The organism is Exiguobacterium sp. KJ 601, from assembly GCF_027161185.1.
Taxonomy (GTDB): domain Bacteria; phylum Bacillota; class Bacilli; order Exiguobacteriales; family Exiguobacteriaceae; genus Exiguobacterium; species Exiguobacterium profundum.
Window position 1 is genome coordinate 326,071 of record NZ_JADHZG010000002.1, and the last position, 11,806, is coordinate 337,876.

15 protein-coding genes and 10 tRNA genes are annotated in these 11,806 nt (G+C 48.6%); 22 read left to right on the forward strand and 3 right to left on the reverse strand.

Annotated features, from left to right (window positions below):
• Nucleotides 1-69: 69 nt before the first annotated feature.
• Complete coding sequence (locus tag IRJ25_RS12065; RefSeq protein WP_031424443.1) at nucleotides 70-372, forward strand: 7TM diverse intracellular signaling domain-containing protein; 303 nt, start codon at nucleotides 70-72, stop codon at nucleotides 370-372.
• A 36-nt stretch (nucleotides 373-408) separates the two neighbouring features.
• Here IRJ25_RS12065 and IRJ25_RS12070 read toward each other — a convergent pair whose 3' ends face one another.
• Both IRJ25_RS12070 and IRJ25_RS12075 read right to left on the reverse strand, forming a co-directional pair.
• Complete coding sequence (locus IRJ25_RS12070; protein WP_078146154.1) at nucleotides 409-1,854, reverse strand: nicotinate phosphoribosyltransferase; 1,446 nt, start codon at nucleotides 1,852-1,854, stop codon at nucleotides 409-411.
• A 22-nt stretch (nucleotides 1,855-1,876) separates the two neighbouring features.
• A complete protein-coding gene (locus IRJ25_RS12075) occupies nucleotides 1,877-2,410 on the reverse strand; it encodes a cysteine hydrolase family protein (RefSeq protein WP_074034877.1) in 534 nt (177 codons plus the stop codon).
• A 140-nt stretch (nucleotides 2,411-2,550) separates the two neighbouring features.
• Here IRJ25_RS12075 and IRJ25_RS12080 point away from each other — a divergent pair, with 140 nt between their 5' ends.
• Genes IRJ25_RS12080 through IRJ25_RS12090 form a run of 3 tightly spaced genes read left to right on the forward strand, consistent with a single transcriptional unit; the run spans nucleotide 2,551 to nucleotide 3,652 of the window.
• Nucleotides 2,551-2,826, forward strand: coding sequence for a 4a-hydroxytetrahydrobiopterin dehydratase (locus tag IRJ25_RS12080; protein WP_078146155.1), 276 nt, complete (start codon nucleotides 2,551-2,553; stop codon nucleotides 2,824-2,826).
• The gene (locus tag IRJ25_RS12085; protein WP_230235411.1) at nucleotides 2,819-3,301 is read left to right on the forward strand and encodes a hypothetical protein; all 483 of its coding nucleotides are present in this window, start codon (nucleotides 2,819-2,821) and stop codon (nucleotides 3,299-3,301) included. The genes IRJ25_RS12080 and IRJ25_RS12085 overlap by 8 nt, the downstream gene beginning before the upstream one ends.
• A 33-nt stretch (nucleotides 3,302-3,334) precedes the next feature.
• Nucleotides 3,335-3,652, forward strand: coding sequence for a hypothetical protein (locus IRJ25_RS12090; protein ID WP_015880545.1), 318 nt, complete (start codon nucleotides 3,335-3,337; stop codon nucleotides 3,650-3,652).
• A gap of 44 nt (nucleotides 3,653-3,696) precedes the next feature.
• On the opposite strand, the gene IRJ25_RS12095 is transcribed toward IRJ25_RS12090, so the two are convergent.
• Nucleotides 3,697-4,422, reverse strand: a complete 726-nt coding sequence (locus IRJ25_RS12095) for a rhomboid family intramembrane serine protease (RefSeq protein WP_264093077.1) — start codon at nucleotides 4,420-4,422, stop codon at nucleotides 3,697-3,699.
• Between the two features lie 63 nt (nucleotides 4,423-4,485).
• Between IRJ25_RS12095 and acpS the strand changes: the two genes are divergently transcribed.
• The 18 genes from acpS (at nucleotide 4,486) to IRJ25_RS12185 (ending at nucleotide 11,686) form a co-directional block, all read left to right on the forward strand.
• Entirely contained in the window at nucleotides 4,486-4,854 is a 369-nt protein-coding gene (gene acpS / locus IRJ25_RS12100) for a holo-ACP synthase (protein WP_074034857.1), read from the forward strand.
• Nucleotides 4,841-5,917 carry an alanine racemase gene (gene alr / locus IRJ25_RS12105; RefSeq protein ID WP_269318361.1) on the forward strand — a complete coding sequence of 359 codons (1,077 nt, stop codon included), beginning with the start codon at nucleotides 4,841-4,843 and terminating at the stop codon, nucleotides 5,915-5,917. Before acpS ends, alr begins: the two co-directional genes overlap by 14 nt.
• A 129-nt stretch (nucleotides 5,918-6,046) precedes the next feature.
• The gene (locus IRJ25_RS12110; protein ID WP_074034853.1) at nucleotides 6,047-6,325 is read left to right on the forward strand and encodes a hypothetical protein; all 279 of its coding nucleotides are present in this window, start codon (nucleotides 6,047-6,049) and stop codon (nucleotides 6,323-6,325) included.
• A 5-nt stretch (nucleotides 6,326-6,330) separates the two neighbouring features.
• A complete protein-coding gene (locus IRJ25_RS12115; protein WP_026824472.1) occupies nucleotides 6,331-6,681 on the forward strand; it encodes a type II toxin-antitoxin system PemK/MazF family toxin in 351 nt (116 codons plus the stop codon).
• Nucleotides 6,682-6,821: 140 nt separating this feature from the next.
• Nucleotides 6,822-7,148, forward strand: coding sequence for an STAS domain-containing protein (locus IRJ25_RS12120; RefSeq protein WP_015880558.1), 327 nt, complete (start codon nucleotides 6,822-6,824; stop codon nucleotides 7,146-7,148).
• The gene (rsbW, locus tag IRJ25_RS12125) at nucleotides 7,145-7,624 is read left to right on the forward strand and encodes an anti-sigma B factor RsbW (RefSeq protein WP_015880559.1); all 480 of its coding nucleotides are present in this window, start codon (nucleotides 7,145-7,147) and stop codon (nucleotides 7,622-7,624) included. The genes IRJ25_RS12120 and rsbW overlap by 4 nt, the downstream gene beginning before the upstream one ends.
• Complete coding sequence (sigB, locus tag IRJ25_RS12130; protein WP_214691287.1) at nucleotides 7,590-8,390, forward strand: RNA polymerase sigma factor SigB; 801 nt, start codon at nucleotides 7,590-7,592, stop codon at nucleotides 8,388-8,390. The genes rsbW and sigB overlap by 35 nt, the downstream gene beginning before the upstream one ends.
• A gap of 69 nt (nucleotides 8,391-8,459) precedes the next feature.
• Complete coding sequence (locus IRJ25_RS12135; RefSeq protein ID WP_269318362.1) at nucleotides 8,460-10,589, forward strand: Tex family protein; 2,130 nt, start codon at nucleotides 8,460-8,462, stop codon at nucleotides 10,587-10,589.
• Between the two features lie 204 nt (nucleotides 10,590-10,793).
• Nucleotides 10,794-10,868 (forward strand) — tRNA-Asn (locus tag IRJ25_RS12140).
• Between the two features lie 11 nt (nucleotides 10,869-10,879).
• Nucleotides 10,880-10,970, forward strand: a tRNA-Ser gene (locus IRJ25_RS12145).
• 18 nt (nucleotides 10,971-10,988) lie between these two features.
• Nucleotides 10,989-11,063, forward strand: a tRNA-Glu gene (locus IRJ25_RS12150).
• 5 nt (nucleotides 11,064-11,068) lie between these two features.
• Nucleotides 11,069-11,144: transfer RNA gene (locus tag IRJ25_RS12155), tRNA-Val, on the forward strand.
• Nucleotides 11,145-11,165: 21 nt separating this feature from the next.
• A tRNA-Asp gene (locus IRJ25_RS12160) sits at nucleotides 11,166-11,241 on the forward strand.
• Nucleotides 11,242-11,248: 7 nt separating this feature from the next.
• A tRNA-Gln gene (locus tag IRJ25_RS12165) sits at nucleotides 11,249-11,320 on the forward strand.
• Between the two features lie 10 nt (nucleotides 11,321-11,330).
• Nucleotides 11,331-11,406, forward strand: a tRNA-Lys gene (locus tag IRJ25_RS12170).
• Nucleotides 11,407-11,430: 24 nt separating this feature from the next.
• Nucleotides 11,431-11,518 (forward strand) — tRNA-Leu (locus IRJ25_RS12175).
• Between the two features lie 3 nt (nucleotides 11,519-11,521).
• A tRNA-Arg gene (locus IRJ25_RS12180) sits at nucleotides 11,522-11,598 on the forward strand.
• Nucleotides 11,599-11,609: 11 nt separating this feature from the next.
• Nucleotides 11,610-11,686: transfer RNA gene (locus IRJ25_RS12185), tRNA-Ile, on the forward strand.
• Nucleotides 11,687-11,806: the final 120 nt, after the last annotated feature.

Genomic DNA, 11,806 nt, shown 5'->3' on the forward strand with positions numbered 1-11,806 from the left:
TCTGAGGAATAGAATGTGTTAAGATAACGGGGAAGAAACAGAAAAATAGAGAGTGAGGGAGGCATCAAGATGAGTTGGGTTGTTGGCGTAATCGGGTATGTGACGATTCTCGCAATCGTCTATTATGGTGTCCTTTTCTTCAAAGTGAAACGGGAGCGGAGTCGGGCCGGCTATCGGATCTTTCTCTTGCTTGCCGGATTGTTTTTAGTCAGTGGGAGCGATTATATCATTGCGTTGTTCCAAGGAGACACCGAAGCGACGTTTTGGCAACGGACCGTCTATTTTGTCTTGATATTGCTCTCTTTGTCGATGGCGCTTTACTTTCGGAGAAAAGAAGATCAAAGCCAAGCAGGCGAGATGACGATGGTATAAAAAAACGGCTGTGGGTATGCACCCACAGCCGTTTTTTTATTTTGGTACCCGCGTTTTGCGAATCATATCGAGTTTTAAATCCCATAGTGGCTTGCTGAACGTCACCGAATACACTTCCGGTAAACGAAGACGCTTGTACTCTTCCCACAATCCGTTCATCTGCTCGTGATGATATGCACGAATCTCACTTGTGCTTGGAAGGTCGTATACGCGTTTCCCATCAAGGAAGATTGGTTGCAACAAGCGTTTCACGTTGAAGTTACGTGTCTTGATCTTGAAGGCCGGGTCACGGACGTCAATCAAGTCGATCTCGGTGTAAGATTCGACCGGTTCATCGGCGAGGGCGATATAGTCGCCTTTGAACTTTTTCGTTTCGTTGTCGATGATGCGATACAACTCTTTCTTGTGAGGAGTCGTCGTCTTCACCTTGGAAGAAGATACTTTGATGACCGGTTTTAATTCCCCGGATTCATCCTCACGCGCGACGAGTTTATAGACCATACCGAGTGCCGGCTGCTCGTAAGCCGTGATGCCACGTGTCCCAACGAGGAACGTATCGGCCTCTGCGCCTTGCATCCGTAAGTCCTGGATGACATACTCATCCAAATCCCCAGAGACGACGATTTTGACGTAGTCGAGCCCTGCTTCATTCAACGCTTTCCGGGCACGCTTCGACAAGTAGGCGAGGTCTCCAGAGTCGAGTCGTACTGACTTGAGACGATGGCCCTTCGCCTCGAGCTCTTTTGCGACCGTAATCGCATTCGGCAGACCAGACTTGAGTGTGTCATACGTGTCGATGAGAAGGCTCGTGTTGTCCGGATACATTTCAGCGAATGAACGGAATGCGCTCAATTCATCATCGTGGAACTGAATATCAGCATGCTCCATCGTTCCTCCTGTCGGGACATCAAAGTCACGACCGGCTGACACGAGACTTGTCACATCAAAACCAGCGATGTAAGCCGCACGTGTTCCGTAGTAAGCCGCATCGACACCTTGCGCGCGACGAGCTCCTCCTTCAAGGAGTGTCTCGTTCGGAGCAGCCTGACGAATCCGGGCATACTTTGTGGCGATGAGTGATTCATGGTTCGCGATATTGAGTAGCGCCGTTTGGAACAGTTTCGCTTCAAAGATGGTCGATTCAATCCGAACGACTTGTTCATGTGGGAAGATGACTTCTCCTTCGCGAACACTATATAGTGAACCAGTGAACTTAAAGTTCCGTAAGACGTCTTCGAATTCATCTTCGAATCCGAGTTGCTCTTTCAAATAGGTGATGTCCGCCTCCGTAAAGGAGACGTTCTCTAAGTAGTGAACGATATTCTCGAGTCCGGCGAAGACGACATAACCACCACTAAATGGATTCGAGCGATAGTAAAGGTCGAAGACGACCTTTTCATTATGGCGACCTTGCTTCCAGTAAATATACATCCAACGTGGAAGATAAAGATCTGTGTGAAGGGCTAAATTACGATGTAACATATGATTTCCTTTCTGTTTTACGTCACTTTCCGACGACTGTCGCACCGAGTGTTGTGACGAAATGTTCGAGCGCCCATTCATGGCCGACCGGGTTGAAGCTTTGAACGGCATCGGCATGGACGACGATTTGATAACCCAGGTTGTAGGCATCTACGGCTGTATGGAGTACACAAATATCCGTGCAGACACCGACGAGATGAACTTCTGTGATTCCGCGTTCCCGAAGACGCAGGTCAAGGTCAGTTCCGGCAAAGGCACTATAACGTGTCTTATCAATCCAGTGGTCTGCCTGTTTCGCAGCTTCCTTCACAGAACCGTACAACTCACGGCCCTCTGTCCCGCGGATATTGTGCGGTGGGAATAACGTCGTTTCAGGGTGGAACGTGTCACCTGCATCATGGACGTCGTTCGCGATGACGACATAGTCATCCGTTGCGAATGTCCCGATCAATTCGACGATCCGTTCTTCAATCTCTTGCCCGGGTTTCCCACAAGTCAAACGACCACTGTCTGCGATAAAATCAAATGTATAATCAATAACAATCAATGCGCGCATGGGAGATGCTCCTCTCTCGTAATGAAAATGATGGCTGTCCATCTCATTCTAATTCATTATACATCATGCACGGAAGATTATTTTTCTTCGGTTTGGGTAGATTAAGACAGTAGACTGTATAGGGAAAGGGGATTGTGACGATGGTATTATCGCAAAGTGAATTGACAGAGGAACTGTCACGGTTGAACGGTTGGGAAGAAGTGAACGGGGAGATTCAAAAGACGTATCGGCTGGAAACATTTCCGGAGGCCATTCAGTTCGTGCATCTTGTAGCAGATTTGGCTGAATCGCTCGATCATCATCCGAACATCTTGATTGAATATCGGAACGTGACATTGACCGTCTCGACCCATGACGAAGGGGGCATTACGGAGAAAGACATCACACTCGCGAAAGGGTGTGAGGAACTTGTCTAAGCTCTATATGACTTTTGCGTCAGGCAGCGTGGCGGAGCGTCTTCGAAAGGAGCCAGGCGTCATCGCGGCGAATGGACACGAAACGATTTTGCTCGCAGAAGGAGAGAAGTCTCCGTTCAAGAGCGGTAAAGTGTTTGAAATTGAAGAGGCGTCGGGCGAATTCGTGAAAAAAGGGAACATTTTATACGCGAACGTTCCGGCAGATGAGAATGCCCGCTCCCTGTTGTTTCACCACTTGTTGACGGAAAAGGCGCCACTCGGTGTCAGTCATGATGGGTTTTCGGCATACCGATTAGGTGTCGACCCGGATGATAATCATGCCGTCGTCTTTATTCAGTTCACGTCTGGTGGGAAACACTTTCGTGATACGGCGGACTATGCAATCCTTGAAGACCGCTTGAAGCGAGCGGTCGAACAGCGCGGTGCAGGTCCCGTCATAAAACACTATGTCGTCAGTGAGTCAGATAATCTATAATAAAAGATAACGTCATGTTAGGGGAGGATTTTTATGAACAAGAATTATTTCTGGTTGGGGATGGCTGCGGGTGCGGTAATCGGCGCAGCAGCATCACTTCTCCATAGCGAAACGCGCGATCAACAAGTGAGACAACTGAAAGGCATCAAGTCGAAGTTGAAATCATCGAATACGTCGACTGAGGCACATGCGGTCGGTCTACAAGCGTCATCGAAAGGCAACTTGAAAGACCGTGTCATGGAATGGAAATCGCTTTACGAAGAAAACCAAGATACGATTCAAAACCTCGTCGAAGACGTGAAAGACTTAGTCGATGCGCTTCAAGAGGCTCGTCATAAAAATCAAATCTAATCAAATGGCCAAGCGATTTCGCTTGGCCATTTTTCGTACCTTCTTTATAAGAACTGTGCCAATAATCCGAAGATGGCCAGTCCGATGATGATGTAGAAAAACCACTTTCCGTCCCCGGAATGAATGACGGGTGGCGCGTACGAACGTTGCTTATACTTCCCGTAGCGCATCGGGCGCGTATACGGGACGGTGAAACGTGAGAGTGGGATGGCAAGTAAGAATCCTGCCAAGAATCCGTACACATGCCCCCAAAGGGAAACGTTCGAACCAATCAATGTGAAGACAGCGCTGATGGCGACGAAGATGTAGACCAAGCGGGCATCTTGGCTGTACATCAACGTGCGACGGAAACGACCGATGAATACGTAGAATCCGAGAATGGCCAAGATGGCGCCTGACGCCCCGGCCTGGAGATAAAACAAGTTGCTGACAGTGAAGTACGTGAACAGGTTGGCGAGCGCTCCGGCGAATACATAAAACAAGGCAAATTTCACGTGTCCGACCATTCGCTCCATCGCCGGTCCGAAGATGATCAGCGCGAACGAATTGAACAGCAAGTGACCGAGACTCAAATGAATGAAGTTGGCCGTGACCAAGCGGTACCATTGTCCGTCCGCGAGTGCCAAATGGAACGACCCTCCCGTCGCCACGATTCGTAAACCAGGTGCGAAAGAATCGATGACAAACACAAGGAGTTGGATTACAATGAACAGCGTTACGAGTGGATATGCCCGTACAAACGTTTGAACATTTTCCGTACGACTAAACATAACATCACCTCTTTCCTCAATTGTATAAGGAAACGGGGAGAAAAGGAAAGGAGCGAGTGTCCCGTGATTGTAGGAATTGGAGTCGATATCGTCGAGCTTGATCGGATGGCTCGCTCGATGAAACAACCACGTTTTTTAAAACGGCTGCTCACCGATGCGGAATATGAATTGTCTCAACAGTATCCGCTCCCGCGTCAAATCGAGTTTGTCTCGGGTCGCTTTGCTGCAAAAGAAGCTTACGCCAAGGCAATCGGGACTGGCATCGCACACGGGTTATCGTGGCGTCATATTGAAATTTTACCGGATGAGACGGGTCGACCTGTCATGACCGCACCGTTTACGGGGAAGATTCATGTCAGCATCAGCCATAGTCAAACATACGCCATCGCACAAGTCATCTTAGAAGAGGAGGGACACCATGTTTCGTCCTAGTCGAATCGAGATTGATCGGGCGGCCATCGCCCATAATATAAAAGAATTAACGAAACGAATTCCGCAGGACCTCATGGCAGTCGTCAAAGCGAACGCCTACGGACACGGGGCCGTCGAAGTGGCGAAAATTGCCCTTGAGAACGGAGCGACGATGCTCGGGGTCGCGTTACTCGAGGAAGCGCTCGAACTCCGCGATGCGGGAATCGAAGCACCGATTCTCGTCATGGAAGCGCAATTCCCTGAATATGCCGGAGTAGCGGCAGCACAGGAAATCACGTTGTCTGTTTTTTCTGCTGAATGGTTACAAGAGGCTGCTCCTTATATAGAAGAAAAGCCGTTAACGGTTCATATTAAAGTCGATACCGGAATGGGGCGTCTCGGGTTGCGCACCCGTGAACAGTTAGATGCCTTACTTGAAGAAGCGACTGATTCGTTTGTGGTGGAAGGGATCTATACCCACTTCGCAACGGCGGATGAACTCGACAGCGATCTGTATTATACACAGCAAGAGCGGTTCGAGCGTTTGATGGATGGGCTCCACGAGCGGTTCCGCTATATCCATACGTCGAACTCGGCCGGTGCAATCCGAATGGCCGGACAAGATGTTCCTTATAATCTGGTTCGTGTCGGCATCGCGCTCTATGGGTTATATCCGTCACGTGAGATGGAGACGTTCTATTCGTTCCTGCGCCCGGCCTTCACGCTAAAAAGTCAGCTCATGCAGGTGAAGCGGCTAGAGGCAGGTCAGACAATCAGTTACGGCGCGACGTATACAACGTCAGCCGATGAATGGATTGGTACCGTTCCGGTCGGATATGCGGACGGCTGGTTACGAAAGGCGAGCGGATTTGAAGTGGAGGTCAATGGGATTCGTTGTCCGATCGTGGGACGCGTCTGTATGGACCGCTTCATGATCCGACTTCCAAAGGAGTTTCCTGTAGGGACGGACGTGACCCTTGTCGGTGGAAACGTCGCCATTGATGAACTCGCCTCATATCTTGGGACGATCAACTATGAGATCGTTTGCCAATTCACGAGCCGATTGCCACGTCTTTATGTGTGAATCATAAATCGTGTGAAATTATCTGAATTCTTTCTCGATTTCTCTATATTTTCCCATTCCCGCGTGTTATATTGATAAAGAACGCGGGAGAATTTCCGCCAGTCCATGAAACGATTCTGGAGGTGTAAGATGTTGAAGCAGCGAACTGCGGGTGCGCTAGCGTCCGTCCCAGATCGGTTCTCGCAACAAGGGGGTCCGATTTCGATGAAAGACCGTGAAACACTGTCCTTGAACGATGTAGTGACATACTTGTCTAAAGAAATTGCTGATCGACAACAAACACTGCGTGAAGAATTGGCGAAAGGCTATCAAGAGATGGCCGCGTTTAACTTGAATATGGCAGAAGAGATGCTAATGATTGAAACCGAAGCCGAACACGCTCTCTTACGTCAAGTAAGTGGGGTGTGAGCAGCGTGATCGTAAAGCGTGGTGACGTGTTTTATGCGAATCTGTCGCCCGTAGTCGGCTCAGAGCAAGGTGGCGTTCGACCCGTTCTCATCGTACAGAACGACATCGGCAATCGCTTTAGCCCGACCGTCATTGTCGCTGCGATTACAGCTCAGATTCAAAAAGCAAAACTGCCGACTCATGTGGAAGTATATCAAGAGAAGCACGGACTCGAACGAGACTCTGTGATTTTGCTTGAACAGATTCGAACGATTGATAAGCGTCGTCTGACGGATAAAGTCACTCATCTCGATGATGAGACGATGCATAAAGTGGACAGAGCGCTAGAGATCAGTATGGGATTAATCCCTCTCTAGCCTTACATAGATAAGACTGGTACATAGGTATCGGTCTTTTTTTAAACTTTTTTTAAAAAGTGGTTTAAGATTTTGTCAGAGGGGAATTTAATTTAATCGTACTCAATTTTTCTGTACGGACATTTAGGAGGGAATAGACGATGGATTTAGCGATTCGCGAGCAAGTCATTGGAGAACAATTACACCTTTACGTATCCGGAGAAGTGGATACATATACTGCACCAAAATTGAAAGAAGTATTGCATCCGGCCATCAGTGAACAAGATGTGGTCGTTCATTTAGACGAAGTGGAGTATATGGATTCGACAGGTCTTGGCGTGTTCGTCGGGGCATTAAAAATTGCCACGCGCAACGAAAAAGAGTTGTCACTTGTCGGAGTCACAGACCGAGTCAATCGTCTATTCGAATTGACGGGTCTTCACAAACTTCTTTCTATTAATTCGAACGTAAGAGGTGGCACGCAATGAACAATGTTGAACAGACGGTCATGACGTTCCCGGCCAAACCCGAATATGTCGGTGTGGTTCGATTAGTCGTTTCAGGAATCGCTAACCGTATGGGATATACGTACGACGAGATCGAAGATATTAAAATCGCGGTCTCGGAAGCATGTGGCAACGCCGTCCAACATGCTTATGACGATCATCAAGATGGAGAGGTCAAACTCGCTTGTGGCGTCTATGCAGATCGTCTTGAAATCACGATTGAGGATTCCGGCAAGACGTTCGCAGATGATGTGAAGCGTCAAGCCGCTCCGGTCGAAGAGACGACCGAAATTGAATCGCTCCATGAAGGAGGACTTGGTCTCTTCTTGATCGAAGCATTAATGGACGATGTCTCGATCAATAAAGACAACGGTGTCAAAGTGACGATGACAAAACTCCTCAATAGGGACGAGGTGGATCAGAGTGCCAGCAAAATCTCAACAACGCCATCACAGTGATGACGAGGTACTAGAGTGGATTGAACGCTATCAACAAGACGATCAAAACGAAGAAGTGCAAATGCTCCTCATCAACCGCTATTCTGACCTCGTTGAAGCACTCGCGCGTAAATTTTCGCGTGGCCGTGCGATTCACGACGATCTTGTGCAAGTTGGGATGATTGGGTTACTGGCGGCACTTCGTCGATTTGACCCGGAATTTGGTCGTAGCTTCGAGTCGTTTGCTGTCCCGACCATCATCGGCGAAATCAAACGATTCATTCGCGACAAGACGTGGAGTGTCCACGTACCGCGTCGAATCAAAGAACTCGGACCAAAGATTAAAAAGACGGTCGAAGAGTTGACGACCGAATTACAACGTTCGCCACGAATCGATGAGATTGCCGACCACCTTGGCGTGTCCGATGAAGAAATTCTCGAAACGCTCGAGATGGGTAAGAGTTATCAAGCCTTGTCGGTTGATAGTTCAATCGAAGCGGATAACGAAGGTAGTACGGTCACATTACTCGACTTGGTCGGTAGCCAAGAGCGCGGGTATGAATCGGTCGACCAGCGTCTCATTCTAGAAAAGGCATTCAATGTCTTAAACGAGCGTGAACGCGCCATCTTGGAATGCGCCTACTATAAGAATATGAGTCAAAAAGAGACAGGAGAACTTCTTGGAATCTCGCAGATGCATGTGTCCCGTTTGCAACGACGAGCACTCGAAAAGCTGCGTGAAGCCATCAAGGTCCCACTCAATGAAGTATTCTTAAGCGATGACTAATCGAGTCATCGCTTTTTTGTTTGAATGTTTGCTACACTTTGAAAGAGATCAAAAAAGGAAGTGATTCAAGTGATTACGAAAGTGGCTAACGCGTTAAACTTGAAAGTGAACCAAGTCGAGACGGTTCAGCAGCTCGCATCTGAAGGGGCAACGATACCGTTCATGGCCCGTTATCGGAAGGAAATGACGGGGAATTTGGACGAAGTTGAAATTAAAGGAATCTTGGATGCTCTTCAATATGAAGAGAGCCTGCAAAAACGCAAGGCGGATGTCCTGGCTAAATTAGAAGAGTTGGAAAAAAACACGCCTGAATTATCTAGAGCATTAGAGGCGGCGACTACCCTTCAACAAGTAGAAGACATTTATTTGCCGTATCGTCCAAAACGACGTACGAAAGCAGAACAGGGACGCGAGAAAGGACTGCAGCCGCTTGCGGATTGGTTCCGGGACAAATCACCCTATTCTTCAGACAAGGTAAAAGAACTTTCTCAAGACGTCGAGGTAGAGGAAGCGTTGCCGCTCGTCCATGCCATCATCGGTGAAGAATGGGGAGAGGAAGCGAAACTGCGCCAGATGCTTCGTGACCGCGTACGCAAAGAAGGACTTTTGCGCTCGAAGAAGAAAAAACAAGCGGAAGACGAAAAAGAGATTTTTGCGCAGTATTATGAATATGAAGAGAAGATTGCTGGCATTGTCCCGCACCGTGTACTCGCCTTGAACCGTGGGGAACGCACGGACGTGCTCCAAGTGAAGGTGGTGTTTGACGAGTCGCGCTTCATGGATCAAGCCCTCCGTACATACGAACGACTTCCGAAAGAAAAGCGTGAGGTTGTCGAGGCAGCTGTGACGGAGGCGTACAAGAAGTCGGTCTTCCCCGCCATCGAACGAGAGATTCGTGGTGAGCTGACAGAAAAGGCAGAAGAGCAGGCGATCGATGTCTTCTCAAAAAACTTGAAACAACTTTATATGCAACCGCCACTTCGAGAGGTCGTCGTCTTAGGGATCGACCCGGCTTATCGAACTGGTTGTAAATGGGCAGTCGTCAATGAAATCGGAAAAGTCGAAGAGGTCGGCGTCTTCTATCCGACGGCACCGAAACATGATATCGCCGGCGCTGAAAAAGTACTGACGAGACTCGCGAAGAAATATCCAATCTCGGTTATCGTCGTCGGAAACGGAACCGCCTCACGGGAGACGGAACAATTCGTCGCCGACTGGTTGAAGAAAGCGGAACGTGATATTGCTTACGCGATTGTGAACGAAGCGGGGGCAAGTGTCTACTCGGCATCGGAAGTCGCACGAAGTGAATTCCCGGATTTGAAAGTTGAGGAACGTTCAGCCGTTTCGATTGCACGCCGAATTCAGGACGCGATGGCGGAACTCGTCAAAGTCGACCCGCAATCAGTCGGTGTCGGACAATATCAGCATGACGTCAGCCAGAATAAACTGAAGGCCTCCTTAGAGTTCGTCGTCGAGAGCGTGGTCAACATGGTCGGGATCGATGTGAACCGTGCTTCCGAGTCTTTATTGACGTACGTCTCGGGACTCAATAAAACGACGGCGAAAAATATTGTGGCATATCGTGAAGAGAATGGACGCTTTGAAACGAGAAAGGAAATTAAGAAAGTACCTCGCCTTGGAGCGAAGGCGTTTGAACAGGCAGCTGGATTCTTACGGATCATGAACGGGAAGGACGTTCTCGACCAGACAGAGATTCACCCAGAAAGCTATCCGCTCGCGTTATCCATTTTAAAAGAGATCGGATCTTCAAAATCAGAGGTCGGTACGGCTGCGCTTCGAGAACGATTGCAACAAGTCGACGCTAAAGCCTTGAGTGAAGAACTAGAGGCGGGGCTTCCGACAGTTGAAGACATTTTGAAGTCATTAGCCAAACCAGGGCGTGACCCGCGAGAAGATATCCAGAAACCATTACTACGCACGGACGTCATGAGTCTCGAAGACCTTCAAGTCGGTATGGAATTCCAAGGAACCGTCCGAAACGTCATTGATTTTGGCGCGTTCGTTGACATTGGGGTGAAACAGGATGGTTTGGTCCACATTTCGAAATTATCGAATCGATACGTGAAGCATCCATTAGATGTCGTGGCGGTTGGTGACATCGTGACCGTGTGGATCGAACAAGTCGATGTGAATCGTGGACGGATTAGTTTAACGATGCTTGCACCGAGCGTTAAATAAGAAGAAACTCGTATCAGGTAAAATGTTTTTCATTTTACCTGATTTTTTTTAGAAAAAGTGTTGACGGTCTTTTTGTGCCGTGATATCTTATAGAAGTCGCCGAGAGACGGCACGCGAAATAAACGTTTTTCTAAGAAAGTGATTGACAGGTTTCTGGTTTGCGGTTACAATATAAATCGTTACTTCGATAATTTCAAGCAACGTTCCGCAATAGCTCAGTGGTAGAGCAACCGGCTGTTAACCGGTAGGTCGTAGGTTCAAATCCTACTTGCGGAGCCACTTTCTCTTTTGGAGAGCTGTCCGAGTGGCCGAAGGAGCACGATTGGAATTCGTGTAGGCGGCAAAACCGTCTCAAGGGTTCGAATCCCTTGCTCTCCGCCAGTTTTTCAAATATGTAATGGCCCGTTGGTCAAGCGGTTAAGACACCGCCCTTTCACGGCGGTAACACGGGTTCGAATCCCGTACGGGTCACCATATATGGAGGATTAGCTCAGCTGGGAGAGCACCTGCCTTACAAGCAGGGGGTCGGCGGTTCGATCCCGTCATCCTCCACCATTTCAAATAAAAACGTAATCTGGTCTTGTGGTGTAGGGGTTAACATGCCTGCCTGTCACGCAGGAGATCGCGGGTTCGAATCCCGTCAAGACCGCCATTTACGTTGGGCTGTAGCCAAGTGGTAAGGCATCGGATTTTGATTCCGACATGCGAAGGTTCGATCCCTTCCAGCCCAGCTTTTTATTTGAGTCATTAGCTCAGTTGGTAGAGCATCTGACTTTTAATCAGAGGGTCGCAGGTTCGAGCCCTGCATGACTCACCATTTTCTTTTTTAACTTTATACGCTGCGGTCGTGGCGGAATCGGTAGACGCGCTAGGTTGAGGGCCTAGTGGTGGTTAACACCGTGGAGGTTCAAGTCCTCTCGACCGCACCATATGCACCCTTAGCTCAGCTGGATAGAGCGTTAGACTACGAATCTAAAGGCCGGGAGTTCGAATCTCTCAGGGTGCACCATTCTTTTTTATGGGCCTATAGCTCAGCCGGTTAGAGCGCACGCCTGATAAGCGTGAGGTCGGTGGTTCGAGTCCACTTAGGCCCACCATTTAAACTGACGAACTTTGAAAACTGAACGATGAGGCAAAAATAAGTTTTACAATTTTTGAATGAAGCGCAAGCTTCGTCAATTTAAGAGCTATATCAAATTCTTTGGAGAGTTTGATCC

Coding starts and splice junctions, on each gene's coding strand:
- IRJ25_RS12065 (WP_031424443.1), top strand. CDS start 70: ATGAGTTGGGTTGTTGGCGTAATCGGGTATGTGACGATTCTCGCAATC.
- IRJ25_RS12070 (WP_078146154.1), bottom strand. CDS start 1,854: ATGTTACATCGTAATTTAGCCCTTCACACAGATCTTTATCTTCCACGT.
- IRJ25_RS12075 (WP_074034877.1), bottom strand. CDS start 2,410: ATGCGCGCATTGATTGTTATTGATTATACATTTGATTTTATCGCAGAC.
- IRJ25_RS12080 (WP_078146155.1), top strand. CDS start 2,551: ATGGTATTATCGCAAAGTGAATTGACAGAGGAACTGTCACGGTTGAAC.
- IRJ25_RS12090 (WP_015880545.1), top strand. CDS start 3,335: ATGAACAAGAATTATTTCTGGTTGGGGATGGCTGCGGGTGCGGTAATC.
- IRJ25_RS12095 (WP_264093077.1), bottom strand. CDS start 4,422: ATGTTTAGTCGTACGGAAAATGTTCAAACGTTTGTACGGGCATATCCA.
- alr (WP_269318361.1), top strand. CDS start 4,841: ATGTTTCGTCCTAGTCGAATCGAGATTGATCGGGCGGCCATCGCCCAT.
- IRJ25_RS12110 (WP_074034853.1), top strand. CDS start 6,047: ATGTTGAAGCAGCGAACTGCGGGTGCGCTAGCGTCCGTCCCAGATCGG.
- IRJ25_RS12120 (WP_015880558.1), top strand. CDS start 6,822: ATGGATTTAGCGATTCGCGAGCAAGTCATTGGAGAACAATTACACCTT.
- rsbW (WP_015880559.1), top strand. CDS start 7,145: ATGAACAATGTTGAACAGACGGTCATGACGTTCCCGGCCAAACCCGAA.